Raw genomic sequence first — 24,736 nt, forward strand, 5'->3', positions numbered from 1 at the left:
GAAGATAAAGAATGATGAACGACGCAAGGGGTGAAGCGGATGGCAACATGGTGGCTGGAATGGCTTGAGGGCGTCGCGTCGGTTTGGCGGCAGCCGCTTCTTTATTATGGCGCCGCGCTCGCTTTGGCCGTCGGTTGGCGGCGGGTGAAGCGGGAGCGCCGCGATTTTCATGTGCGCGTCTACAGCCTATGGCAAGAGTGGCGCGGGCTTTGGACGAAGGGATGGATGGCTGGAGCGATGTTGTCGGCGGCGGCCGTCGGCATCGGGATCGCGGTGCCGCAGGAAGCGGTTTGGACGGTGACGGTGCTGACGGTGCTCTTTAGTTTGACGATGGAAGCGCGGTTGCTGTCGCCTGCTTATACGGTTGGCGGCGCGCTTCTCGTGTTCGGTTTGGCGGAGCGAAGCAGCGCGTTGTCCCGATGGCTTCCCGATGGCATGGCGGCCGCGCCCGCTTTGGCGGTGTGGCTTGCGTTGCTTTTGCTTTCGGAAGGATGGCTCATCATTCGCACGCGAAACGAGGCGGCCTCGCCGCAGCTTGCGAAAAGCAAGCGAGGGATGACGGTCGGCCTGCAATGGACGCAGCGTCTTTGGTTTGTGCCGGTTGTGCTGCCCGTATCAGGCGGCGCGCTGCCTCCGGCTTCCTGGTGGCCGCTCGTTTCGACGGGAGACAGCTATTCATTTTGGCTCGTGCCGTTTCTTCTCGGCTTTTCCCAGCGCCGCCAGCACATGCTGCCGGCGGAAGCGGCGCGCGCGGAGGGGCGGCTTGTTGTTCGGCTGGCGTTCGTTGTCGCCCTGTTGGCCGCTTCGGGTATATGGTATCCACCGCTCGCGGTGGCGGCGGGGGCTATGGCCATCATCGGCCGCGAATGGATTGCGTTTTCCGGGCATCGCGCCGACCGCGCCCGCCCGCCCCGCTTTGCCCGCCATCCGCACGGCTTGGTGATTGTCGGCGTGCTTCCCGGCTCGAAAGCGGAAAAAATGGGGCTTTCGATCGGGGAAGTCATCATCAAAACAAACGGCGCCCCGGTGCGGACCGAAACCGAGTTTTACGAGGCGCTCCAACGCAACCGCGCGTTCTGCAAGTTGGATGTCGTCGGACATAACGGCGAAGTCCGTTTCGTCCAAGGGGCGCTCTATGAGGATGAGCATCATGAACTCGGGCTGCTGTTCGTCCGTGATCGGAACGCATCAGCGTCTGAAGCTGTTTCGTAAAGGAGAATGGATCATGTGGTTTTTGGCGGCACTCATCATTCCGTGCTTATTGGTGCTGTTGTTTGCGCGGGTGACGTACAATCGGTACATCGCTGTGCTGTTGACGACGGCGCTGCTTGTCGCTTCCTACTTGAAAGGCTATACGGATGAGCTGCATGAAATCGTCGCTGACATTGCATCGACGATCGCCGGCTTTCTTTGGGCCGGCCGCATGCTCGACTATCTGAAGCAAAAATGAAGCGGCGTTGTCGGTTCAACCGTCTGTTTTTGGAAAAAGGCATCGTCGGCTGAACCTCGGATTGTCGAAACGGAACGGAGCGAAGACGCGGACCTTGGGCATGAATGGGTCCGCTTTTTCGCGTTTTTCGGTGCGAAGCGATGGAAAACGCTGAGTGGATTGGTACGAATATGAGTTCGCATTTTTGATGCATGGATCATCACGATGTGATACAATGGGGAAAGATGGTACGAAGGAGGAGGCGAAACGGTGGAGGGCCGTTTTCAATTAGTGTCGCCATACGAACCGCAAGGCGATCAGCCGCAGGCGATCGCCAAGCTCGTTGACGGCCTGCGCCGCGGGGTGAAGCATCAAACGCTGCTTGGGGCGACGGGGACGGGCAAAACGTTTACGATCTCGAACGTGATCGCCCAAGTCAACAAACCGACGCTTGTCATCGCCCACAACAAAACGCTCGCTGGCCAATTGTACAGCGAGCTGAAAGAGTTTTTCCCGCACAACGCCGTCGAATATTTTGTCAGCTATTACGATTACTATCAGCCGGAAGCGTATGTGCCGCAGACGGATACGTACATTGAAAAAGACGCGAAAATCAACGATGAAATCGACAAATTGCGGCACTCGGCGACATCAGCCTTGTTGGAGCGCCGGGACGTGATTATCGTTGCGAGCGTGTCGTGCATTTACGGTTTAGGGTCGCCGGAAGAGTACCGCGAACTGGTCGTATCGCTGCGCGTTGGGATGGAGATCGAGCGCAACGCGTTGCTTCGGCGGCTTGTCGACATCCAATACGACCGCAATGACATCGATTTTCGCCGCGGCACGTTCCGCGTCCGCGGCGATGTTGTCGAAATTTTCCCCGCGTCGCGCGATGAACATTGCATCCGCGTCGAATTTTTCGGCGATGAAATCGAGCGCATCCGCGAGGTGGACGCCTTAACCGGCGAGGTGCTCGGCGAGCGCGAGCATGTCGCCATTTTCCCGGCGTCGCACTTCGTGACGCGCGAGGAGAAAATGCGGCTCGCCATTCAAAACATCGAACAAGAGCTTGAGGAGCGGCTTGCCGAACTGCGCGCGCAAGGAAAGCTCTTAGAGGCGCAGCGGCTTGAGCAGCGGACGCGCTATGACCTTGAAATGATGCGCGAGATGGGCTTTTGTTCCGGCATCGAAAACTACTCGCGCCATTTGGCGCTGCGGCCGCCAGGCTCGACGCCGTATACATTGCTTGACTATTTTCCGGACGATTTTTTGATCATCGTTGATGAGTCGCACGTCACCTTGCCGCAGCTGCGCGGCATGTACAACGGCGACCGGGCGCGCAAGCAAGTGCTTGTCGACCACGGCTTCCGTCTGCCGTCGGCGCTCGACAACCGGCCGCTCACGTTTGAAGAGTTCGAGCAAAAAATCAATCAAATTATTTACGTCTCAGCGACGCCGGGGCCGTATGAGCTTGAACACAGCCCGGGCGTTGTCGAACAAATCATCCGCCCGACCGGGCTTCTCGACCCAACGATCGACGTCCGCCCGACGAAAGGGCAAATCGACGATTTGATCGGCGAAATTCGCGAGCGCGTCGAGCGGAACGAGCGGACGTTGGTGACGACGCTGACGAAAAAGATGGCGGAAGATTTGACCGATTATTTGAAAGAAGCGGGGATCAAGGTGGCGTATTTGCATTCGGAAATTAAGACGCTCGAGCGCATTGAAATCATCCGCGATTTGCGGCTCGGCAAATACGATGTACTGGTCGGCATCAACTTGCTTCGCGAAGGGCTCGACATCCCAGAAGTGTCGCTTGTCGCCATTTTGGACGCCGACAAAGAAGGGTTTTTGCGCTCGGAGCGCTCGCTCATCCAGACGATCGGCCGGGCGGCGCGCAACGCGAACGGCCATGTGATCATGTACGCCGATACAGTGACGAAATCGATGGAAATCGCCATTCAAGAGACGAAGCGGCGCCGCGCGATTCAAGAAGAGTACAACCGAAAGCATGGCATAGTGCCGCGCACGGTGAAAAAGGAGATTCGCGACGTCATCCGCGCGACGTATGCGGCGGAAGAGACGGAGATGTACGAGGCAAAGCCGGCGGCAGCGATGACGAAACAAGAGCGGGAAGAGCTGATTCGAACGCTCGAAGCGGAGATGAAAGAGGCGGCCAAAGCGCTCGACTTCGAGCGGGCCGCCCAACTGCGCGACGTCATTTTCGAATTGAAAGCGGAAGGATGATGGCCGGGTGAACGGAATGGATAAAATTGTCGTCAAAGGGGCGCGCGCCCACAACTTGAAAAACATTGACGTCGAAATCCCGCGCGGCAAGCTCGTCGTCTTGACCGGGCTGTCCGGGTCGGGGAAGTCGTCGCTGGCGTTTGATACGATTTACGCGGAAGGCCAGCGGCGCTACGTCGAATCGCTGTCGGCGTACGCCCGCCAGTTTTTAGGGCAGATGGAAAAACCGGACGTCGATGCGATTGAAGGATTGTCGCCGGCCATTTCGATCGACCAAAAAACGACGAGCCGCAACCCGCGCTCAACCGTCGGCACGGTGACAGAAATTTACGATTACTTGCGGCTCCTGTTCGCCCGCATCGGCCGCCCTGTTTGTCCGACGCACGGCATTGAAATCGAATCGCAGACGGTCGAGCAAATGGTCGACCGGCTGCTTGCTTATCCAGAGCGGACGAAAATGCAAATTTTGGCGCCGATCGTCTCGGGAAAAAAAGGGACGCACGCCAAGACATTGGAGGATATTCGCAAACAAGGGTATGTGCGCGTTCGCATTGACGGCGAGATGCGCGAGTTGACGGAGGACATTGAGCTGGAAAAAAACAAAAAACATTCGATTGATGTCGTCGTCGACCGCATCATCATCAAAGACGGCATCGCATCAAGGCTTGCCGATTCGCTTGAGACGGCGCTGAAGCTCGCCGATGGCAAAGTGGTCGTTGACGTGATCGGCGAGGGGGAGCTCTTGTTCAGCGAAAAGCACGCTTGTCCGTACTGCGGCTTTTCGATCGGGGAGCTTGAACCGCGTCTGTTTTCGTTCAACAGTCCATTCGGCGCCTGCCCGGACTGCGACGGGCTCGGGGCGAAGCTCGAAGTGGATCTCGATTTGGTCATCCCGAACGATGAGCTGACGTTAAAAGAACACGCCATCGCTCCGTGGGAGCCGCAAAGCTCGCAATATTACCCGCAGCTGCTCGAAGCCGTGTGCCGCCATTACGGCATCCCGATGGACGTGCCGGTCAGAGATTTGCCGAAAGAGCAGCTCGATAAAATTTTGTACGGCAGCGGCGGAGAGCCGATTTATTTCCGCTATACGAATGATTTCGGACAAGTGCGCGAACAATACATCGCATTTGAAGGCGTCATTCCGAACGTCGAACGCCGCTATCGCGAGACGAGCTCGGACTACATCCGCGAGCAGATGGAAAAGTATATGGCGGAACAACCATGTCCGACATGCCAAGGCTACCGGCTGAAAAAAGAAAGCCTGGCCGTCCTTGTCGGCGGCAAGCATATCGGCGAGGTCACCGCCATGTCGGTGACCGAGGCGCTCGCCTTTTTTGACGGGCTCGAGCTGACCGAAAAAGAAGCGCAAATCGCCCGCCTTATTTTGCGTGAAATTCGCGACCGGCTCGGCTTTTTGCAAAACGTCGGCCTCGACTATTTGACGCTCAGCCGCTCGGCAGGAACGCTCTCCGGCGGCGAGGCGCAGCGCATCCGCTTGGCGACGCAGATCGGCTCGCGGCTGACGGGGGTGCTGTACGTGCTCGACGAGCCGTCGATCGGGCTTCATCAGCGCGACAACGACCGGCTGATCGCGACGTTGAAAAGCATGCGCGACCTCGGCAATACGCTCATTGTGGTGGAGCACGACGAGGATACCATGCTGGCCGCGGACTATTTGATTGACATTGGTCCGGGGGCGGGCATCCACGGCGGCGAGGTCGTCGCCGCCGGCACGCCGGAAGAAGTGATGAACGACCCGAACTCGCTCACCGGCCAGTATTTATCGGGGAAAAAATTCATCCCGATTCCGGCCGAGCGTCGCCGTCCGGACGGACGTTGGCTTGAGGTCGTCGGCGCGCGCGAGCATAACTTGAAAAACGTATCGGTGAAAATCCCGCTCGGCACGTTTGTCGCTGTCACCGGGGTGTCGGGCTCGGGCAAAAGCACGCTCGTGAACGAAGTGTTGTATAAGGCGCTGGCGCAAAAGCTGCACCGGGCGAAAGCAAAGCCGGGCGAGCACCGCGACATTCGCGGGCTGGAGCATCTCGATAAAGTCATTGACATCGACCAGTCGCCGATCGGCCGCACGCCACGCTCGAACCCGGCGACGTACACCGGGGTGTTTGACGACATCCGCGACGTGTTTGCCTCGACGAACGAAGCGAAAGTGCGCGGCTACAAAAAAGGGCGGTTCAGCTTCAATGTCAAAGGCGGGCGCTGCGAGGCGTGCCATGGCGATGGCATCATCAAAATTGAGATGCACTTTTTGCCGGACGTGTACGTCCCGTGCGAAGTGTGCCACGGCAAACGGTACAACCGCGAGACGCTCGAGGTGACGTATAAAGGAAAAAACATCGCCGAGGTGCTCGACATGACGGTCGAAGATGCGCTCGACTTTTTCGCCTCGATCCCGAAAATCAAACGCAAGCTCGAGACGCTCTATGACGTCGGGCTCGGTTATATGAAGCTCGGCCAGCCGGCGACGACGCTCTCGGGCGGCGAGGCGCAGCGCGTCAAGCTCGCCGCTGAGCTTCACCGCCGCTCCAACGGCCGGACGCTCTACATTTTGGACGAGCCGACGACCGGGCTTCATGTCGATGACATCGCCCGGCTGCTTGATGTGCTCCACCGGCTCGTCGACAACGGCGATACCGTGCTTGTCATTGAACATAACTTGGACGTCATCAAAACCGCGGACTATATCATTGACTTAGGTCCGGAAGGCGGCGACCGAGGCGGACAAATCGTCGCTGTCGGCACGCCGGAAGAGGTGGCCGAGGTGGAGGGGTCGCACACCGGCCGCTACTTAAAACCGATTCTCGAGCGCGACCGGGCGCGCATGCAGGCGCAATATGAAGCGGTGAAGGCGTAAAGGCCTTTGCGGCTTTGTCCGCCGCTTGGGGCACCGGCGGCCGCCGCCTTTTTTTGCCGTCGGCAGGAAACTTTTCCTAGCGGCCGTCGTATATACAGGTAAAGGAAACTTGGAAAGGGGATTGCCGATTGTCGACGAACAAAGTGTTGTCCGCGCTTTGTTATTTCAGCGTCTTTTTTGCGCCGTTCATTTTGCCGATTGTCGTCTATTTTGTTGTCGAAGATCTCGAAGTCAAACGCCATGCGAAGCGGTCGCTCGTGTCGCATTTGATTCCGGCCGTTACGATCCTCTTGTTCATTGCGTTGGCCGCGTCGCCGGTGCTGTTCGGCCATTGGGGCGAGGAATCGCTTCTTTTTGGCGGCGGGCTCGTCTGGCTTGGGTTCCTCGTTGCTGGGGCGGTAAATCTCGTTGTCATCGTTTGGAATGTCATAAAAGGGATTCAAGTGTTAAAATAAGAGAAAGCGCCCGTTTGCCGGCGAATGCCGTGGCCCCGTTTCTTTGGGACTGTAACAAGGTGTGGCCGGCGGGCGCGAGACTCGAATAAAGATGGTGATGGGATGCTCAATTGGCTGATCGGTGTGTTGATCAATACGATGTTGCTGATGGCGATTGACGGCTATTTTGACGATATTCACTTCAGCGGCATTGGCGCGGCGTTTTTGGCGAGCGTGATTTTGGCGGTGCTCAACGCCGTCGTTCGCCCTGTGCTCATCTTGTTGACGCTGCCGGTGACCGTGTTGACGCTCGGTTTGTTTTTGTTTGTCATTAACGCCATCACGCTCATGATGACTGCAGGGCTGATGGGCGATGCGTTTCAAATCGGCGGCTTTGGCACGGCGCTGCTCGCATCGATCGTCTTGTCGTTTTTCCACCTGCTCGTGCAAAAAGCGATTATCGAGCCGCTGCGCAACCGGTCGTAACGGGGGCGTGATCCATTGGAAGGCCGGTGGCGCCATGGTTTTCCGTGATCGTGTGAAAAGATGGCGAATGCGGCAAGGGGTTGCAATGGGAGAAACGATGCGGTGAAGATCGTTTCGGTTTGATGTGTTTGGCTTGATCGGGACGGGGGGAGCCGTCCCTGTTTTGTTTTCCCCGATGTTTTCCATTCAATTGCGGAACGAAACGTGTTACAATGGAAAAAGATGAAGAAAGGGGAGAAAGGCGACGTATGCCAAAAGTGCGGACGAAAGACATCATTGAACAGTTCCAGCTCGAGCTCGTCAGCGGCGCGGAGGGCATTTACCGCCCGATTACGACAAGCGATTTGTCGCGGCCGGGGATTGAAATGGCCGGCTATTTCGCCTATTACCCGGCGGAGCGTCTGCAGCTGCTCGGACGGACGGAGCTGTCGTTTTATGAAACGTTGACGCCGGAAGAAAAAAAATCGCGGATGGAACGGCTTTGCACCGACATTACGCCAGGGATCATCGTCTCGCGTGGATTGGAAGTGCCGCCGGAGCTGATCGAAGCGTCTGAGCGCCAGTCGGTGCCGGTCATGCGCTCGACGATGAAAACGACCCGCCTGTCAAGCCGATTGACAAACTATTTGGAAAGCAAGCTCGCCCCCACCACCGCGGTGCACGGGGTGCTTGTCGATGTGTACGGCGTCGGGGTGTTGATCACGGGCAAAAGCGGCGTCGGCAAAAGCGAAACGGCGCTGGAGCTCGTCAAACGCGGCCATCGGTTGGTCGCCGACGACTGTGTGGAAATCCGCCAAGAAGATGAAGATACGCTCGTCGGCAGCGCGCCGGAGCTGATCGAGCATCTGCTTGAAATTCGCGGCCTCGGCATTATTAATATGATGACGCTGTTCGGCGCAGGGGCGGTGCGGACGCATAAGCGCATTTCGCTCGTCGTCGACTTGGAGCTTTGGGATCCGGAGAAGCAGTACGATCGGCTCGGGTTGGAAGAAGAGAAAGTGAAAATTTTGGATACCGAATTGCCGAAATTAACGATTCCGGTCCGCCCAGGGCGCAACTTGGCGGTCATCGTCGAAGTGGCGGCGATGAACTTCCGGCTGAAGCAGCTCGGGGTCAACGCGGCTGAGGAGTTTTCGGCGCGATTGAGCGACGCCATCGAAGACGGCACGCACGATTACGACTGATGTTTCTTGCGTCAAAGGAATGGATCTCGTTTGGGCATGGAGCATAGGAGGTGGAAACGATGGAATCAACGATTCAGCCGCTCGACCGCGTGTTTTTGCACCTTGGCCCCATTACGATTTATTGGTATGGGGTCATTATCGGCACCGGTGTGTTGATTGGGCTATGGCTCGCGACGCGCGAAGCGGTGCGGCGCGGCTTGCCGAAAGAGACGTTTGTCGATTTGGTGTTATTTGCCGTGCCGATCGCCATTGTCTGCGCGCGGGCGTACTACGTGCTGTTTGAATGGGACTATTATTCAAAGCATTTGTCCGAGATTCCAAAAGTTTGGCAAGGCGGCCTCGCCATTCACGGCGGTTTGATCGGGGCGGTGGCGACGGGCGCGGTGTTCGCCCGCGCGCGCGGGCTGTCGTTTTGGAAGCTCGCCGATATTGCCGCACCAAGCATCATTTTAGGCCAGGCGATCGGGCGCTGGGGCAATTTTATGAACCAAGAGGCGCACGGCGGCCCTGTGTCGCGCCAGTTTCTTGAAAATTTGCATTTGCCGGATTGGATCATCAATCAAATGTACATTGACGGCCGTTATTGGCATCCGACTTTTTTATATGAGTCCCTTTGGAACCTCGTCGGCTTTTTCTTGCTTCTTTGGCTGCGGCGCGTCAATTTGCGGCGCGGCGAGCTGTTTTTGTCCTATTTGATTTGGTATTCGGTTGGCCGTTTCTGGATTGAAGGGATGCGCACCGACAGCTTGATGCTGGCCGGCAGTCTGCGCGCGGCCCAAGTCGTATCCGTGACGCTGATCGTGTTGTCGATCGCGCTGTGGATCGTGCGCCGGGCGAAAGGATGGGCGGACGCGCGCTATCGGGATGAATAGCCGTTTGAGGCGGCGAAACGTTGCGGACTTGTTCGGTTTGCGGGAAACCGCGATGAATGCAGCTCCTTCGCCGCCGCGCTTCGCAGCGGGAACAATCTTATCGGGGAGCTGCATTCCCGCTTTTTTCGGTTAGGTGCGGACGGATGAACAAGATGCGGTGCGCGGCATCCAGAGAATCAAGGTTTCACCGCACCGCGGTGATCAAGGCAAGCAAAGGAGAGAGGAGACCATGACAGGAACGTTGCAGCGCGGTGTGCTCGCCGGGCTGAAGACATCGTGGGCGCTGGGGAAAATCATTTTCCCCGTGACGCTCCTGTTGGCGTTGCTGCAGCCGACGCCGCTTTTTTCATGGATCATTGATGGGGTTACGCCGCTGATGAAATGGTTCGGCTTATCCGGCGATGCGGCTGTGCCGCTTGTGCTCGGCAATTTGCTTGGATTGTACGCCGCGATCGGGGCGATGCTGACGATCGAGTTTACAGTGAAAGAAGTGCTCATTCTCGCTGTCATGCTTTCCTTTTCTCACAACTTGATCGTCGAGTCTTCCGTCGCTTCGCGGACGGGTATGAGCGTTTGGCTCATGCTCGCCGTGCGCATTGGCTTGGCCGTTGTCTCCGGTTTGTTGATCGCCCATCTATGGGATGGGGGGCAGGAACTCGCTCAATATGGGTTTGTCTCGCCTGAAGCCGCCTCGCCGTCCGGCTGGGGAGAGATCATCTTGGCGGCGCTGAAAAAAGCGGCGACCGGCATCGTCCAGCTGGTTGCGATTGTCATTCCATTGATGACGATCATTCAAGTGTTGAAAGAACGCCACTGGATTGAGACGTTTTCGCGCTGGATGGCGCCAGCGACCAAGATGCTCGGCATGAGCGCGAACACATCGCTCACCCTTGCCGCCGGTTTTGTGTTCGGCCTCGCTTATGGGGCGGGGGTGATGATTCAGGCGGCGAAAGAAGACGGCGTCTCGAAGCGTGATTTGACGTTGGCGTTTATTTTTCTCGTTTCTTGCCATGCGGTTGTCGAAGACACGCTCATTTTCGTTCCGCTCGGCATCCCGGTCTGGCCGTTGTTGGTCATTCGCCTCGTTACGGCTGTGCTGTTGACGATGGCGGTGGCGTTCCTTTGGCGCCGTTTTGAACACCCGATGAGAAAGGAAGCCGCATCATGACGATTCGCACGATTTTATTTGACCTTGACGGAACGTTGATTGATACGAATGAGCTGATCATCCAGTCGTTTTTGCATACGCTGGAGAAGTATTATCCGGGCCGCTACGGGCGTGAGGACGTCTTGCCGTTCATCGGCCCGTCGCTGTATGAGACGTTCAGCTCGCTCGATCCGGAACGGGCCGAGGAGATGGTGAAGACGTATCGCACCTTCAACCATGCCCGCCATGACGAACTGATCCGCGAGTTTGACACCGTGTATGAGACGATCGAAGCGCTGCACCGCCATGGCTTCCGCCTCGGCGTCGTGACGACGAAAATGCACGACACCGCCCTGATGGGGTTAAGAAAAACGCGGTTGGAACCGTTTTTCTCGTGCGTCATCGGCCTTGATGACGTCAGCCGCCCCAAACCGGATTCCGAACCGATTCATAAGGCGCTTGAGGCGCTTCAGTCGAAATCGGACGAAGCGCTGATGGTCGGCGACAACTACCACGACATTTTGGCCGGCAAAAACGCCGGCGTCAAAACGGCCGGCGTCGCTTGGGCGATTAAAGGCCGCGGCTATTTGGAACAATATGAACCGGACTATATGCTGGAAAAAATGAGCGATTTGCTGGCCATTGTCGGCATCAACGAACGGAAGGAGGAAACGTCCTCCCAGTGAGACGAACGACAAAATACCCTGTCCACGGGGCGAACTCGCTCTGGCAATTGTACCGCACCGTATCGTTTTGGAAAGTGCTGAAAAACGTCATCATCATTCAAATCGGGCGCTACACGCCGTTTTTGCCGCTGAAAAACTGGCTGTACCGCACGTTTCTCGGCATGAAAATCGGCGAACAAACGGCGCTCGCCTTTATGGTCATGCCGGACATTCTCTTCCCAGAAAAAATTCACATCGGCCGCAACTGCGTCATCGGCTACAACACGACGATTCTCGCCCACGAATATTTGGTTGACGAATACCGTCTCGGCGATGTCGTGATCGGCGATGAGGTGATGATCGGCGCGAACTCGACCATTTTGCCCGGCGTGGTGATCGGCGACCGCGCCGTCGTCGCCGCCGGCACCATCGTCCATCAAGACGTCCCGCCCGGGGCGATGGCCGCGGGTTGCCCGATGCGCATCGTTCGCCGGAGTGAACCGCCTTCCGATTGAACGGGGGGCGGTTTTCCATTTTGGAATAGGAAAAAATGAAAGAAACGAAAAAAACAGAGAGTCTGTTTTTTTGCCCCCTATAAGTTAAACTTCCAGTTGGATTTATATAGGATCAATGATGAAAATATGAAACTTTAGGTGGCAGAACTAAAAATTGTTGGCTCTTCACCACAAAGTGTACTTGACAAAGAAAGACGATTATGATAGAGAAAATCAAAACATCATTTTTCCTTTTTTATACCACACATCTCTTTTTAACAGGCATTCGTGAAAAAACAGAACGTGTACGTATCCATGACCGATATGAAACCGTATCGTGGGCGTTCTATCAGTTCCGTCAACTGTTAGAGTATAAGGCACGTTTGCATGGGTCAAAAGTGATGGTGGTTGCTCCGCATTACACCTCTTTGACATGTCCAAAGTGCGGGCATACGGAAAAAGCCAATCGAAACAAGCGTACACACACCTTTTGTTGCCGAACATGCGGATATACCTCAAACGATGACCGCATTGGTGCCATGAACCTTCAACGAAAAGGAATAGAGTACATCGTTGAAGGAACGACACAGGCATGACCTGCGTCGTTGGGCAGCTGTCAACCTGCCCCTGATGCAACCCCAAGTCAAGGAAGGAGGACGAAGTCCGCTCGCACTTCTGGGGAGTTGCAAGCCCCCACTTCAAGCGTTAGCGAAGTGGGGGTAGTTGACGTCTAACCTGTTTAGGTGAGAATGGGAATAACAACTTTCGGTGAAGGTGTATAAGAGAGAGTTCACAAGATGCAAAGTCAGCGAAACACGTAAAAAGCCGCCCCGTAAATGGGGCGGCTTTTCCTTTTGGACCGCGCATGCGGCGGTCAGTTGAAAAATATTTTTGGCCGCACTTGAGTTCAAGGAACTCAAAGGGCATTATTTATCGTATGCTTGTTTTCCGAATCTCATGCAAAGAAAATAATAAAGCATTTTGACAGAAGTGTCAAGAACGGTTTTCTGGATCTTTTCTAAGTTTAGTGTACATCCTACGGATTTTTTCGTCAATCAAGTCCATTTGTTCGCTTGTTAATTTGAAAACGCCGTCTTTTGCTTTTTTGGGTTTGAAAATGCGAATTTTGCTTATAGGGCGCATTTGGTTTGGAATGGCCACTGCCTTTTTTTCGTTCAGTCCCTCAATCGTACCTAAAAAGACCGAGTCTTTATGTACATCCTGTTCTGTTTCGTTTTCGTCTAATGAAGATAAAGGAACGACGTTGACGACGGGATTGTTTTTTGAACTATCGCGAATGACAACAGCATAGTGCATGCCGCCGAATTCAGCGCCAACATTAAAGCCAAAATGCGCTAAAACGATTTCTGACCGCTTATAAGCTCTTAGGTAAGATGGGGCAAATGTTTCTTCCCAGACGAGATATTTGTTTTGTGTTTCAAGCCACTCAATAAATATTCTTCCCCGCTTTTCGTCCATATTCTCAATGATTTTTTGCAGTTCCATTAGCTGTCTATTCATTTCTCTTACCAAATCTTTATTCTCATGCAACTTTTTTAACAAGGCTTCTCCTCCCTTTCCATTATAATAGATGAACGAAATGTTGTCTCTTTAATGTTCAAATGCTTGGCGATCGCAGTCATGCTGTCTATGTCGGATTCGGCCATCATGATTTTTAAAGTGTGCTTAAGTCCTATGCCATCTAGAAATTTTTTCTAATATTTTCACTTACCAACAATTATAACACTAAAACATCGAATATTTTATAATATTCATCATTGAGCACCGTCTGATGTGAGATCGACACGCCCGCCGTGGATGTCCTTCATGGCTGCCTCCGTCATGCGGGAGAACATCACGAAGTTGACGTGGTACGTCAATACGAGCCCCCAGAATGTGCGGTGAAACGGCCATCCGGGACAAATCGACCTTCAGTTTGATGAGTGATGATGGAACCAAAGGGAGAAAGTCAAACAGGAACTCCCGGAATCGACACTGCAACTCGAAGGCTTGAGAATCTTGCTTGAAACGTCAGCGCTCCTTCTTGGTCATCCGGCGAAGATTGGCTTAGTAAAACGGGCAATCGTTGTTCTTGCACTTGTAGATGTGGTATTTTTTTGTGCTCTTTGATTTTCTCAAGCCGATTCTCGCCGACGAATATTTAGTGGACGAATACCGCCTCGGCGATGTCGTGATCGGCGATGAGGTGATGATCGGCGCGAACTCGACCATTTTGCCCGGCGTGGTGATCGGCGACCGCGCCGTCGTCACCGCCGGCACGGTCGTTCATCAAGACGTCCCGCCCGGGGCGATGGCCGCGGGTTGCCCGATGCGCATCGTCCGCCGGAATGAACCGCCTTCCAATTGAATGGGGGCGGTTTTCCATGTTGGAATAGGAAAAAAGGAAAGAAACAAAAAAGGAGAATTGCGGATTTTGACAAGATGGACTACCGCTATTTTTATTAGAAAGCAGATCACCGCCTATGCCGTGTGGAACGAAACGGACAAGCGCTTCTAGTTTTTTGAAGCGATCTTGTCCGTTTTGTTATTGGCAAAGCGTTTTCCCCTTGACGCTGTGGCCGCAAAGGAGTAAACTACTAATAACTTCACTTCTCTACCATATTAGCAAACTAAAGCATCTCGATAAAGGGCGTGGGGACATGGCAAAAAAGCTGTTCATGTTTGAAAAACCGTTAGGCATGCGCGATACGCTGCCGTTTTTATATGAGTTGAAAAAACAAGTGCGTTCGGTGATGGCGGAAGAAATTGAGCGCTGGGGGTACGAGTTTATCGAAACGCCGACGCTTGAGTATTATGAAACGGTCGGGGCGGCGTCGGCGATTGCCGATCATCGGCTGTTTAAGCTCCTCGATCAGCAAGGGCATACGCTCGTATTGCGGCCCGATATGACGGCGCCGATCGCCCGGGTGGCGGCGTCGCGGTTGTATGACGACGGCAATCCGCTCCGGCTGGCGTACAACGCCAATGTGTTCCGCGCCCAGCAGCGCGAAGGCGGGCGGCCGGCGGAGTTTGAACAGATCGGTGTGGAGTTGATCGGCGACGGCACGGTGACGGCCGACGCCGAGGTGATCAGTTTAATGGTCGCCCTGCTGAAGCGGACGGGACTCGGGCGGTTTTCGGTGGCGGTCGGCCATATCGGTTATGTCAATGCGCTGTTTTTGGAGATTTTAGGGAATGAGGAGCGGGCGAGTGTATTGCGCCGTTTTTTATATGAGAAAAATTACGTCGGCTACCGTGAACATGTGAAGTCGTGGCCGCTTTCGTCGATCGATCAAAAGCGGCTGTTGGATCTTCTTTCCTTGCGCGGTGGAACGGACGTGATTGAACAGGCGAAAACGCTCGTCACAAGCGAGAAGGGGCGGCGGGCGGCCGATGAGCTGGCGGTGCTCATGGCGGTGCTTCGGACGTACGGAGTGGCCGAGGCGGTGAAGCTCGATATGGCGCTTGTCAGCCATATGAGCTATTACACTGGCATTTTGTTTGAAGTGTACGCCGAGCAAGTGGGATTCCCGATCGGCAACGGCGGGCGGTATGATGATTTATTGGCGAAGTTCTCGCGCCCGGCGCCGGCGACGGGGTTTGGGTTGCGCGTCGATCGGTTGATTGAGGCGATTGGGGAAACGGATGTGCGCGATGACATCGAGTGCATCGTGTTCAGCCAAGAGCGGCTGGCGGAAGCGGTGGAATTGGCCGAAGCGAAACGGGCGGAAGGCAAGCGCGTCGTCTTGCAGCACATTGCCGGCATTCGTGATATTGACGCCTACAGCCAGCGCTACCGGCCGATCGTGTATTTGCTTGGCCGCAGCGGGCGCGATGGGCAGTGAACATAACAGAGAAGGCGCCGCCGGTTGGTCATCGACGCTGTTGAAAACGGCAGCGATTGGCGGGACAGAGCGGATGCGAAGAACGGACGGGAAAGGCTGCCCATGGCGGTGGAGAGCATGCGGTGTACTCAAGGCCCAGCGCCGCATTTGACATGATGAGGAGCAAGGAGGAAGAATGATGCTGACGATTGCCATGCCAAAAGGGCGCATTTTTGAAGAGGCGGTCGAGTTGCTGCGGCGGGCGGATTATGCGCTGCCGCCGGAATTTACCGAGTCGCGCAAGCTCGTCATTGATGTGCCAGAGGAAAACATGCGCTTTATTTTGGCGAAACCGATGGATGTCGTCACCTATGTCGAGCATGGGGTCGCGGATTTGGGCATTGCCGGCAAGGACGTGCTGATGGAAGAAGAACGGGATGTGTACGAACTGCTCGATTTGCACATCAGCCGCTGCCATTTGGCGGTCGCCGGGCTGCCCGGCGCCAAGATGAACGAAATCGCACCAAGGGTGGCGACGAAATACCCGAACATCGCGTCAACGTATTTTCGCGAGCAAGGCGAGCAAGTCGAAATCATCCGCCTGAACGGATCCATTGAACTCGCCCCGCTGATCGGCCTTGCCGACCGGATCGTGGACATCGTTTCCACGGGGCGGACGCTCAGAGAAAACGGGCTTGTCGAACTTGAACGGATCGCCGAGGTGACGTCGCGCCTGATTGTCAACCCGGCGAGCTACCGGCTAAACGGCGGGGACATTGAACGGTTGGTCGACCGATTGGCGGCGGTCATTCCCCAGCCGTAGGAAAAAAGGTGTGACAGAGCGGAAATGGGCGGTTTCCGAAGAATGGGTTGGTGGAGATTCGGGAATGGCGGAGCGGCGTTGACAACGCCGTTGGAAAATAGCATATAGACTCCCATGACAAAAAGATTTCGTCACCATCGAAGGGATGAAAATGCCGCTATGTCGAACTCTGAAACCTTGCACATTTTGAAGTTCGGGTATTTTCAGGATAGATGCAACGAAGAAGTTTAACATATCCTTGACGGAAAAGCGGTTTGTCCATTTTCGACTGACGGAGGATCGAACAACCGCCTGCTTCACAGACCCATATATGGGTCTTTAAGCGGCGTTGTTCGGTCGCCCGACAGTCGATCAAATACTCGGTAAAAGCTGCAAATGGTAAAGCTTCAAATTGCATCGATACAGATTGCCAATGGACGAAAACCGATGGACGTCACAGAAAGGGGAGCGAACGATGAAAATCGAACGGATCCGAGGCGGCGTCTCGCTGCGGCGCACGATTGAAAGCGGAACGGAGGAGCAGCGGCGCGCGGTGCTCGATATCATCGCCGCGGTGCGCGACCGCGGCGATGCGGCGCTGAAAGAATATACGGAACGGTTTGACGGCGTCAAGCTGGATTCGCTCAAGGTGACGGAAGAGGAAATGAAGCGCGCGCATGCGGCGATGGACGCGGAGATGCTTCAGATCATTCGCGAAGCGGCGGCCAACATTCGCGACTACCACAAACGGCAAAAGCGCGAATCATGGTGGATGACGAAAGAAGACGGCACAATTCTCGGACAAAAGGTGACGCCGCTCGATGCGGTCGGGTTGTACGTGCCAGGCGGGACGGCCGCTTATCCGTCGTCTGTGCTGATGAACGTTATTCCCGCACAAGTGGCGGGGGTGAAACGGATTGTCATCACCTCGCCGCCAAACAAAGACGGCACGCTCCCGGCTGGGGTGCTGGCTGCCGCCTATGAACTCGGCGTGACGGAAATTTACAAAGTCGGCGGCGCGCAGGCGATCGCCGCGCTTGCTTACGGGACGGAAACGATCCGGCCGGTTGACAAAATTTTCGGGCCGGGCAATATTTATGTGGCATTGGCGAAGCGGGAAGTGTTCGGGCATGTGGCGATCGACATGATCGCGGGGCCGAGCGAAATTGTCGTGCTGGCGGATGAAACGGCCCGACCGGATGAGATTGCGGCGGATTTGTTGTCGCAAGCCGAGCATGACGTGCGGGCGTCAGCGATTTTGGTGACGCCGTCGATGAAATTGGCGCTGGCGGTGGCGAGTGAAGTCGAACGACAGCTTGAAACGCTGCCGCGCCGCGGCATCGCCCAAGCGGCGCTTGAGAACTATGGCGCCATTTACGTCACGGAGACGCTTGAGGAAGCGGTCGATGTCGTGAACGAACTGGCGCCGGAGCATTTGGAAGTGATGACGGCCGAACCACTCGCGCTATTAGGGAAGCTCCGCCATGCAGGGGCGATGTTTTTCGGCCGCTTCAGCTCCGAGCCGGTCGGCGACTATTTCGCCGGGCCGAACCACGTGCTACCAACCAACGGCACGGCCAGATTCTCAAGCGGCTTGAGCGTTGACGAGTTTGTGAAAAAATCAAGCGTGATTGTTTACAGTGAAACCGCATTGAAACAACATGGCGACAAAATCGCCGCCTTTGCCCGCCTCGAGGGGCTGGAGGCGCACGCGCGTGCCATTGAGGTGCGGCTCGAGAAAGGGGAATGAATGATGGCAAGGGAAGCGATGATCGCAAGAACGACGAACGAGACGAGCATTCAGTTATCGCTTTCGTTGGATGGCGAAGGGAAGGCGGAACTGGAAACGGGCGTGCCGTTTTTAACCCATATGCTCGATTTGTTCGCCAAGCACGGCCAGTTCGATTTGCACATTGAGGCCAAAGGCGACACGCATATTGACGACCACCATACGACGGAAGACATCGGCATTTGCCTCGGGCAGGCGATCAAGGAAGCGCTTGGCGACAAAAAAGGAATCAAGCGGTACGGCAACGCGTTTGTGCCGATGGATGACGCCTTGGCGCAAGTTGTGATCGACTTGAGCAATCGCCCGCATTTTGAGTTTCGCGGCGAGTTTCCGGCAGCGAAAGTCGGCGCGTTTGATGTCGAACTCGTGCATGAGTTTTTATGGAAACTGGCGCTTGAAGCGCGGATGAACTTGCATGTTATCGTCCATTACGGGCGCAATACGCACCATATGGTCGAAGCGGTGTTTAAGGCGCTCGGGCGGGCGCTCGATGAAGCAACGATGATCGACCCGCGCGTCAAAGGCGTTCCGTCGACAAAAGGGATGCTGTAGCCGATGGAGTGGGGCGCCCCCCATGGGGAAAGAGTTCCGCAGGCGCAGGAAAGGCGGTCGGATCGAGGCAGCGCTTCCTGCGGGAAAAGCTCCATGGATGCAGGAAAGGCGACCGGATGCCAAGGAGAGGTTTGCACATGGAAGGAGCGCCGTAAAAAAGCATGCCGCCATACCGTTGTTCATTGAACAAGAGGATGGGCATGGATCAGCGAAGAAAGGAATGGGATGACGATGATCGGGATCATCGACTATGGCATGGGCAACTTATACAGCGTCAGCAAAGCGCTCGAGCGGCTCGGCTGTCCGTATGTCCTAAGCGGCGACAAAGAGGAGCTCGAGCAGGCGCGCGGGCTGATTTTGCCCGGTGTCGGCTCGTTTCGCGATGCGATGCACATTTTAAATGAGACAGGCCTAGCTGCTTTCATCCGTTCGGCGGTTGAAAACGGCACGCCGCTGCTCGGCATTTGTTTAGGGATGCAGCTGTTGTTTGACGAAAGCGAAGAAAACGGGCCGACAAAAGGGCTTGGCTTGCTTCGCGGCCGCGTCGTCCGTTTTCCGGGCGTCACGAAAACCGGCGAGCCATACAAAGTGCCGCACATGGGCTGGAACCGGCTCCGCTTTCATCGTCCGTCGCCGCTCCTTCGTGGCGTCGAGGAAGGGCATGTCTATTTTGTCCATTCGTATTATGTCATTCCAGGGGATGAGGACGTCGTGCTCGCGAGCAGTGAATATGACGTTGATGTTCCGGCGGTCGTCGGGCGCGGCTGTGTGTTTGGCACACAGTTTCATCCGGAAAAAAGCGGTGCGGTCGGCATGAGCATCTTGAACAATTATGTCGGCATCGCCACGGGAAGGGGGAACGGCTGATGGCGGCGTTTACGATTTATCCGGCGGTCGATATGCGCGGCGGCAAGTGCGTCCGCCTGCTGCAAGGCGATTACAACAAAGAAACGGTGTACGGCGATTCGCCGGTCGCGATGGCCGAGCAATTCGCCGCTCAAGGGGCGGAGTGGATTCATATGGTCGATTTGGACGGAGCGAAAGAAGGGCGCCGCGTCAACGACCGGTTTGTCATTGAAGCGGCCCGTCGTCTTTCCGTCCATGTGCAAGTGGGCGGCGGCATCCGGACGGAAGAGGATATCGTGCATTATTTAGAAAATGGGGTCGCCCGCGTCATTTTAGGAAGTGCGGCCATTTCCGACCCGCCGTTTGTGAAAAAGATGCTCCAAAAATACGGCCGCCGCATCGTGATTGGCATTGACGCCCGCGACGGCTTCGTGGCGACGGAAGGGTGGCTTGCGACGTCGAACGTCAAGGCGGAAGAGCTCGGGCGGATGCTCGCTGAGGCGGGGGCGGAGACGTTTATCTTTACGGACATTGCAACGGACGGCACGCTGTCGGGCCCGAACATCGCCGCCGCGGTCCGGTTGGCCGAGGCGACGGGAAAAGAAGTGATCGCTTCTGGCGGCGTCAGCTCGCTTGACGATTTGCGCGCGCTCTGCCAATATGCTGGACAAGGCATCGGCGGCGCGATCGTCGGCAAGGCGCTTTATACGAATCAGTTTACGCTCGCGGAAGCGCTCAAGGCGGTGAACGAGCGATGATCACGAAGCGCATCATCCCGTGCCTCGATGTGAAAGACGGGCGCGTCGTCAAAGGAGTGCAATTTGTCCAGCTGCGCGATGCCGGCGATCCGGTGGAGCTCGCGAAGGCGTACGATGAGCAAGGGGCGGACGAGCTCGTGTTTTTGGACATTTCCGCTTCCCATGAAGGGCGGAAAACGATGGTCGATGTCGTCGAGCGCGTCGCCGCCCAGCTAGCGATTCCGTTTACGGTCGGCGGCGGCATCCACTCGCTTGAGGATATGAAGCGGATGCTTCGCGCCGGGGCCGACAAAGTGTCGCTCAACACCGCCGCGGTGCTCCATCCGACCTTGATCACCGAAGGGGCGGACTTTTTCGGCTCGCAATGCATCGTCGTCGCCATTGACGCGAAATACGATGAAACGCTTGGTTCATGGCGCGTCTATACGCACGGCGGCCGCAACGCCACGAACTGGGAAGTCGTCGCTTGGGCGCAGGAAGCGGTCCGTCTTGGCGCCGGGGAGATTTTGCTGACGAGCATGGACGCGGACGGCGGCAAAAACGGTTTTGATATTGAGTTGACGCGGCGGGTGAGCGAAGCGGTCCCGATTCCGGTCATCGCCTCGGGCGGCGCCGGCAAGGCGGAGCATTTCCTCGAAGCGTTCGAAAAAGGGAAAGCAGACGCGGCGCTCGCGGCATCGATTTTCCATTACAAAGAAACGTCAGTCGGACAAGTGAAAGCGTACTTGAAAGAAAAAGGGGTGAACGTGCGATGACGGCGGACATTCGCTTTGATGAAAAAGGGCTTGTACCTGCCATCGTCCAAGATGCGCAAAGCAAGGAAGTGCTCACGCTTGCCTATATGAACAAAGAGTCGCTTAAAAAAACGCTGGAGACCGGAGAAACATGGTTTTACAGCCGCTCGCGCCAAGAACTATGGCATAAAGGGGCGACATCTGGAAACGTGCAGCGCGTTGTCGACATCCGCTACGACTGCGACGCCGACGCCCTGCTCGTTCTCGTCGAGCCGGCCGGCCCGGCTTGCCATACCGGGTCGTATTCCTGTTTTTCCCGCTCGCTGGACGGCGCGGCGCGCACGCCGGCGGCCGACCGGTTCGCGATTTTGCATGAGCTTGAACAAATCATCGCCCAGCGCGACGCCGAACGGCCGGAAGGGTCGTACACGACGTACTTGTTTGAAAAAGGCGTCGATAAAATTTTGAAGAAAGTCGGCGAAGAAGCGGCGGAAGTCATCATCGCGGCGAAAAACCGGAGCCATGACGAATTGAAATGGGAAGCGGCCGACTTGTTGTACCATTTGCTTGTGCTGTTGCGCGAACAAAAGCTGCCGCTTGACGCGGTGCTTGCGACGCTTGCCGAGCGGCACGCGCAAAAGGTGGAAGCGGGCGACAAAAAATAACAAGATGGTTAGGTGAGAAAAAGGAACGTCTGCCATCGCGCCGGCGTTCCTTTTTTGCACGGAAAAACCGCATTCCTAAAGTTTCTTGCTTGTTTTCGCCGCCGATATGGTATACTGTTGTTCGACGAATTTTACGGACGACGGAGGACAGAATGGGAAAACAACTGAAGCGATCATCACGAAAAGCGACGATTGTACCGTTCATCCAAAGCGGAGATTACTTTTTTAAAAAAGGAATGAAAGCATACGACCGAGGCGATTTGGAAAAGGCGAGGAAATATTTTGAGCGCGCCGTCCGTTTGGATGAGCGCGACGCCTCATTCGCCTTGCAGCTTGCCCTTGTGCTGTCGGAGCTTGGTGAATATCAATTTTCCAATCAATGGCTGTTCAAAATTATCCATGATTTGGACGAAACGATGTACGACTGTTTGTATTTTTTGGCGAACAATTTCGCCTGCCTCGGCTTGTTTCGTGAAGCAAGGCAATACGCGGAACGTTATTTGGCGCATGAGCCGGCCGGAGAGTTTGCCGACGATGCTGCTGACTTGCTTGAGCTGCTTCGGCTCGATGGCTCGGAATGGACGGAAGAAGAGGAGCAGCTGATGGTGCTGGAGGATCGGGCCCGCCGTTTGCTTGAGGAGGAGCGGTTTGCGGAAGCGATTGAAGCGCTTGAAGCGCTCGTCGTGCGCTATCCGGACGTTTGGTCGGCGCATAACAATTTGGCGCTTGCTTATTTTTACAGCGGCGATGTCGACAAAGCGAAACAGAAAGTGCGTGAAGTGCTCAAACGCGATCCCGGCAATTTGCATGCGCTTTGCAACGCGCTTGTCTTCGCCTATTACTTGCGTGAGGAAGAACAGGCGGCCGCGCTTTGCGAGACGCTGGCCGGTTTGTATCCGTTTTTTCGCGAGCATCAATACAAGCTCGGGGCGACATTCGCGCTTGTTGGGCGGTTCGATTTGGCGTTCCGTTGGCTGCACCGTTTGTATAAACAAGGCTTTGGCGGTGATGGGCCATTTTATTATTGGCTCGCTTGCGCTGCCTACTATACTGGCCATGAGCCGCTCGCTCGGCAAATATGGGAGGTGCTTGCCACCCTCCATCCCGAAAAACGGGGTGAGGAGCCGTGGGCCGTTTCAGCGCCGGTGGATGAGGCGCTTATCCGCTTGATGGCTTGGCTGGAGGGCGGCGAGCTGGCCGACCGTCTGTACGGATTGTACTTGTTCAGCCGCTCGCCGCAGGCGAAAGAGCCATCGATGTCGCTTGCGGTATGCCGCCTCTTGCCGTCCGATCCCCGTCTGCGCCCGTTTATCGACTGCTTTTTGTTCGGCTTAACCGACGGCCCGTCCGCTTGGGCGGCGAACATCGGCCGCATGGTCGATGCGCTTTCGGCGCATAATGAGGAAAAGGAAGCGCTCTGCCGCTTCGCCTTCGCGATGGCCGTCCATCCGTCGGCTGATCGCGAGCCATTTGCGAACGGAGCCGCGTGGGCGGCGGCGATCGAATACATGTGGCGCCGACAGCAAGGAGAGCGTGTGACGCAAAGAGAGATGGCGGCCAAATACGGCGTGTCGGCGTCGACGGTGCAAAAATACGTGCAAAAAGCGCGCCGGCTCTATACATGAGCAAATCAATAGACAGGGCGAATCGACTTCTATACGATGAAAATGGAATGATTCTCAAGCGAGGGAGTGGACGGTGTGGCAGACGAAAAGATTTACGATGTCATTATTGCCGGAGCCGGGCCGGCTGGGCTGACGGCGGCTGTCTATACATCGCGCGCCAATTTGTCGACGCTGATGATCGAGCGCGGCGTTCCGGGCGGGCAGATGGTCAACACTGAGGAAGTCGAGAACTATCCCGGCTTTGAAACGATTTTAGGCCCGGAATTGGCGGCGAAAATGTTTGAGCATGCGAAAAAATTCGGCGCGGAGTACGCATACGGCGATGTGAAAGAAATCATCGACGGCGAGGCGTACAAAACGGTCATCGTCGGCGATAAAGAGTACAAGGCCCGCGCGGTCATCATCGCCACCGGAGCGGAATATAAAAAACTCGGTGTACCGGGTGAAGCGGAGCTCGGCGGCCGCGGCGTTTCGTACTGTGCGGTGTGCGACGGGGCGTTTTTCAAAGGAAAAGATTTGGTCGTCGTGGGCGGGGGCGACTCGGCGGTCGAAGAGGGCGTTTATTTGACGCGGTTTGCCAATAAAGTGACGATCGTTCACCGCCGCGACAAGCTGCGGGCGCAAAAAATTTTGCAAGACCGGGCGTTCGCCAATGAAAAAATTGATTTCATCTGGAACCATACGGTGAAACAAATCAACGAAAAGGACGGAAAAGTCGGCAGCGTGACGCTTGTGCATACGCAAACAGGCGAGGAACGCGAATTTCCGTGCGACGGCGTTTTCATTTACATCGGGATGGTGCCGCTCTCGAAGCCGTTTGCCAATCTTGGCATCACGAATGAAAACGGCTATATCGTCACGAACGAAAAGATGGAGACGAAAGTGCCGGGCATTTTCGCCGCCGGTGATGTGCGGGAAAAAACGCTCCGGCAGATCGTGACGGCTACCGGCGACGGCAGCATCGCCGCGCAAAGCGCCCAGCATTACGTTGAGGAACTGAAAGAAAAGCTCAATAAGCAAGGGGTCAGCTGATCCGGTAACCAAATCGCAATCAAATCGTAATGGTTATTTAACCCAGATGTAACACGGGCGCAACACATTTGTCGTATGCTATAAGTAAGTAATTGACCCCCTTTTATATAGATCCTTTTTGGCGCGGGCGTTTGTCCGCGTCTCTTTTTTCTTTGCATGCGCGCTTGCATCCTGCCGCCCCGCTCGAAACGGCGGGGGATGGCGTCTTTCGGCTGGAAGCGGAATGTTGGGCCCCCGAGGTTTTTGCAGACGGGAAGCGGACGGTTTCCAGCGGTT

Annotated in this window: 22 protein-coding genes and 3 pseudogenes; 23 read left to right on the top strand and 2 right to left on the bottom strand. The window is 55.8% G+C overall.

Going from position 1 to position 24,736, the window contains the following annotated elements; genetic code table 11:
- Nucleotides 1–39 precede the first annotated feature (39 nt).
- From CD000_RS17425 to CD000_RS17480, 12 genes and pseudogenes are all read left to right on the top strand, one after another.
- Nucleotides 40–1,212 carry a PDZ domain-containing protein gene (locus tag CD000_RS17425; RefSeq protein ID WP_096226175.1) on the top strand — a complete coding sequence of 391 codons (1,173 nt, stop codon included), beginning with the start codon at nucleotides 40–42 and terminating at the stop codon, nucleotides 1,210–1,212.
- Between the two features lie 13 nt (nucleotides 1,213–1,225).
- On the top strand, nucleotides 1,226–1,450 hold the full coding sequence (locus tag CD000_RS17430; protein ID WP_011232557.1) for a CsbA family protein: 225 nt from the start codon (nucleotides 1,226–1,228) through the stop codon (nucleotides 1,448–1,450).
- A gap of 249 nt (nucleotides 1,451–1,699) precedes the next feature.
- Nucleotides 1,700–3,676 (top strand): excinuclease ABC subunit UvrB, encoded by a 1,977-nt coding sequence (gene uvrB, locus CD000_RS17435; protein ID WP_096226176.1) that lies wholly within the window; start codon nucleotides 1,700–1,702, stop codon nucleotides 3,674–3,676.
- A gap of 16 nt (nucleotides 3,677–3,692) precedes the next feature.
- Nucleotides 3,693–6,551: an excinuclease ABC subunit UvrA gene (gene uvrA, locus CD000_RS17440; RefSeq protein ID WP_096226318.1), complete on the top strand. Its 2,859-nt coding sequence runs from the start codon at nucleotides 3,693–3,695 to the stop codon at nucleotides 6,549–6,551.
- 128 nt (nucleotides 6,552–6,679) lie between these two features.
- Nucleotides 6,680–7,006, top strand: a complete 327-nt coding sequence (locus CD000_RS17445) for a magnetosome magnetite crystal formation protein family (protein WP_011232554.1) — start codon at nucleotides 6,680–6,682, stop codon at nucleotides 7,004–7,006.
- Between the two features lie 102 nt (nucleotides 7,007–7,108).
- The gene (locus CD000_RS17450) at nucleotides 7,109–7,471 is read left to right on the top strand and encodes a phage holin family protein (protein ID WP_096226177.1); all 363 of its coding nucleotides are present in this window, start codon (nucleotides 7,109–7,111) and stop codon (nucleotides 7,469–7,471) included.
- Nucleotides 7,472–7,719: 248 nt separating this feature from the next.
- Complete coding sequence (gene hprK, locus CD000_RS17455) at nucleotides 7,720–8,655, top strand: HPr(Ser) kinase/phosphatase (protein ID WP_096226178.1); 936 nt, start codon at nucleotides 7,720–7,722, stop codon at nucleotides 8,653–8,655.
- A 59-nt stretch (nucleotides 8,656–8,714) separates the two neighbouring features.
- Nucleotides 8,715–9,527: a prolipoprotein diacylglyceryl transferase gene (lgt, locus tag CD000_RS17460; RefSeq protein ID WP_096226179.1), complete on the top strand. Its 813-nt coding sequence runs from the start codon at nucleotides 8,715–8,717 to the stop codon at nucleotides 9,525–9,527.
- Between the two features lie 229 nt (nucleotides 9,528–9,756).
- Entirely contained in the window at nucleotides 9,757–10,695 is a 939-nt protein-coding gene (locus CD000_RS17465) for a nucleoside recognition domain-containing protein (RefSeq protein WP_096226180.1), read from the top strand.
- Nucleotides 10,692–11,360, top strand: coding sequence for a pyrophosphatase PpaX (ppaX, locus tag CD000_RS17470; RefSeq protein WP_096226181.1), 669 nt, complete (start codon nucleotides 10,692–10,694; stop codon nucleotides 11,358–11,360). Before CD000_RS17465 ends, ppaX begins: the two co-directional genes overlap by 4 nt.
- Entirely contained in the window at nucleotides 11,357–11,854 is a 498-nt protein-coding gene (locus CD000_RS17475) for an acyltransferase (RefSeq protein WP_096226182.1), read from the top strand. The genes ppaX and CD000_RS17475 overlap by 4 nt, the downstream gene beginning before the upstream one ends.
- Before the next feature lie 254 nt (nucleotides 11,855–12,108).
- Nucleotides 12,109–12,429 (top strand): annotated as a pseudogene (locus CD000_RS17480) (zinc ribbon domain-containing protein); the annotation flags it as partial.
- 397 nt (nucleotides 12,430–12,826) lie between these two features.
- Here CD000_RS17480 and CD000_RS17485 read toward each other — a convergent pair.
- Together CD000_RS17485 and CD000_RS19630 are read right to left on the bottom strand one after the other, a co-directional pair.
- Nucleotides 12,827–13,396, bottom strand: coding sequence for a type II toxin-antitoxin system PemK/MazF family toxin (locus CD000_RS17485; protein WP_015375798.1), 570 nt, complete (start codon nucleotides 13,394–13,396; stop codon nucleotides 12,827–12,829).
- A 214-nt stretch (nucleotides 13,397–13,610) separates the two neighbouring features.
- Nucleotides 13,611–13,972 (bottom strand): annotated as a pseudogene (locus CD000_RS19630) (DDE-type integrase/transposase/recombinase); the annotation flags it as partial.
- 4 nt (nucleotides 13,973–13,976) lie between these two features.
- Between CD000_RS19630 and CD000_RS17495 the strand changes: the two are divergent.
- From CD000_RS17495 to trxB, 11 genes and pseudogenes are all read left to right on the top strand, one after another.
- Nucleotides 13,977–14,201: pseudogene (locus tag CD000_RS17495) on the top strand (acyltransferase); the annotation flags it as partial.
- A gap of 292 nt (nucleotides 14,202–14,493) precedes the next feature.
- Nucleotides 14,494–15,678, top strand: a complete 1,185-nt coding sequence (locus CD000_RS17500; protein ID WP_096226183.1) for an ATP phosphoribosyltransferase regulatory subunit — start codon at nucleotides 14,494–14,496, stop codon at nucleotides 15,676–15,678.
- A gap of 178 nt (nucleotides 15,679–15,856) precedes the next feature.
- Nucleotides 15,857–16,480 carry an ATP phosphoribosyltransferase gene (gene hisG, locus CD000_RS17505; protein ID WP_015375795.1) on the top strand — a complete coding sequence of 208 codons (624 nt, stop codon included), beginning with the start codon at nucleotides 15,857–15,859 and terminating at the stop codon, nucleotides 16,478–16,480.
- A 454-nt stretch (nucleotides 16,481–16,934) separates the two neighbouring features.
- Nucleotides 16,935–18,209, top strand: coding sequence for a histidinol dehydrogenase (gene hisD / locus CD000_RS17510; RefSeq protein ID WP_096226184.1), 1,275 nt, complete (start codon nucleotides 16,935–16,937; stop codon nucleotides 18,207–18,209).
- 3 nt (nucleotides 18,210–18,212) lie between these two features.
- The gene (hisB, locus tag CD000_RS17515) at nucleotides 18,213–18,800 is read left to right on the top strand and encodes an imidazoleglycerol-phosphate dehydratase HisB (RefSeq protein WP_011232544.1); all 588 of its coding nucleotides are present in this window, start codon (nucleotides 18,213–18,215) and stop codon (nucleotides 18,798–18,800) included.
- A 225-nt stretch (nucleotides 18,801–19,025) separates the two neighbouring features.
- Complete coding sequence (gene hisH, locus CD000_RS17525) at nucleotides 19,026–19,667, top strand: imidazole glycerol phosphate synthase subunit HisH (RefSeq protein WP_014196729.1); 642 nt, start codon at nucleotides 19,026–19,028, stop codon at nucleotides 19,665–19,667.
- Complete coding sequence (gene hisA, locus CD000_RS17530) at nucleotides 19,667–20,404, top strand: 1-(5-phosphoribosyl)-5-[(5-phosphoribosylamino)methylideneamino]imidazole-4-carboxamide isomerase (protein ID WP_015375791.1); 738 nt, start codon at nucleotides 19,667–19,669, stop codon at nucleotides 20,402–20,404. The genes hisH and hisA overlap by 1 nt, the downstream gene beginning before the upstream one ends.
- Complete coding sequence (gene hisF, locus CD000_RS17535) at nucleotides 20,401–21,159, top strand: imidazole glycerol phosphate synthase subunit HisF (RefSeq protein WP_014196727.1); 759 nt, start codon at nucleotides 20,401–20,403, stop codon at nucleotides 21,157–21,159. Before hisA ends, hisF begins: the two co-directional genes overlap by 4 nt.
- Entirely contained in the window at nucleotides 21,156–21,803 is a 648-nt protein-coding gene (gene hisIE / locus CD000_RS17540) for a bifunctional phosphoribosyl-AMP cyclohydrolase/phosphoribosyl-ATP diphosphatase HisIE (RefSeq protein WP_011232540.1), read from the top strand. The genes hisF and hisIE overlap by 4 nt, the downstream gene beginning before the upstream one ends.
- 152 nt (nucleotides 21,804–21,955) lie before the next feature.
- Nucleotides 21,956–23,428, top strand: coding sequence for a tetratricopeptide repeat protein (locus tag CD000_RS17545; RefSeq protein ID WP_096226186.1), 1,473 nt, complete (start codon nucleotides 21,956–21,958; stop codon nucleotides 23,426–23,428).
- Nucleotides 23,429–23,503: 75 nt separating this feature from the next.
- Complete coding sequence (gene trxB, locus CD000_RS17550; protein ID WP_011232538.1) at nucleotides 23,504–24,460, top strand: thioredoxin-disulfide reductase; 957 nt, start codon at nucleotides 23,504–23,506, stop codon at nucleotides 24,458–24,460.
- Nucleotides 24,461–24,736: the final 276 nt, after the last annotated feature.

The organism is Geobacillus sp. FJAT-46040, from assembly GCF_002335725.1.
GTDB lineage: Bacteria > Bacillota > Bacilli > Bacillales > Anoxybacillaceae > Geobacillus > Geobacillus thermoleovorans.

Excerpts from the sequence above, each read along its gene's own strand:
- CD000_RS17425 (WP_096226175.1), top strand. The coding sequence starts at position 40 with ATGGCAACATGGTGGCTGGAATGGCTTGAGGGCGTCGCGTCGGTTTGG.
- CD000_RS17430 (WP_011232557.1), top strand. The coding sequence starts at position 1,226 with ATGTGGTTTTTGGCGGCACTCATCATTCCGTGCTTATTGGTGCTGTTG.
- CD000_RS17450 (WP_096226177.1), top strand. The coding sequence starts at position 7,109 with ATGCTCAATTGGCTGATCGGTGTGTTGATCAATACGATGTTGCTGATG.
- CD000_RS17465 (WP_096226180.1), top strand. The coding sequence starts at position 9,757 with ATGACAGGAACGTTGCAGCGCGGTGTGCTCGCCGGGCTGAAGACATCG.
- hisB (WP_011232544.1), top strand. The coding sequence starts at position 18,213 with ATGGCAAGGGAAGCGATGATCGCAAGAACGACGAACGAGACGAGCATT.
- hisF (WP_014196727.1), top strand. The coding sequence starts at position 20,401 with ATGATCACGAAGCGCATCATCCCGTGCCTCGATGTGAAAGACGGGCGC.
- hisH (WP_014196729.1), top strand. The coding sequence starts at position 19,026 with ATGACGATGATCGGGATCATCGACTATGGCATGGGCAACTTATACAGC.
- lgt (WP_096226179.1), top strand. The coding sequence starts at position 8,715 with ATGGAATCAACGATTCAGCCGCTCGACCGCGTGTTTTTGCACCTTGGC.
- hprK (WP_096226178.1), top strand. The coding sequence starts at position 7,720 with ATGCCAAAAGTGCGGACGAAAGACATCATTGAACAGTTCCAGCTCGAG.
- CD000_RS17545 (WP_096226186.1), top strand. The coding sequence starts at position 21,956 with ATGGGAAAACAACTGAAGCGATCATCACGAAAAGCGACGATTGTACCG.
- hisIE (WP_011232540.1), top strand. The coding sequence starts at position 21,156 with ATGACGGCGGACATTCGCTTTGATGAAAAAGGGCTTGTACCTGCCATC.
- ppaX (WP_096226181.1), top strand. The coding sequence starts at position 10,692 with ATGACGATTCGCACGATTTTATTTGACCTTGACGGAACGTTGATTGAT.
- uvrA (WP_096226318.1), top strand. The coding sequence starts at position 3,693 with ATGGATAAAATTGTCGTCAAAGGGGCGCGCGCCCACAACTTGAAAAAC.
- hisG (WP_015375795.1), top strand. The coding sequence starts at position 15,857 with ATGCTGACGATTGCCATGCCAAAAGGGCGCATTTTTGAAGAGGCGGTC.
- hisD (WP_096226184.1), top strand. The coding sequence starts at position 16,935 with ATGAAAATCGAACGGATCCGAGGCGGCGTCTCGCTGCGGCGCACGATT.
- hisA (WP_015375791.1), top strand. The coding sequence starts at position 19,667 with ATGGCGGCGTTTACGATTTATCCGGCGGTCGATATGCGCGGCGGCAAG.
- CD000_RS17500 (WP_096226183.1), top strand. The coding sequence starts at position 14,494 with ATGGCAAAAAAGCTGTTCATGTTTGAAAAACCGTTAGGCATGCGCGAT.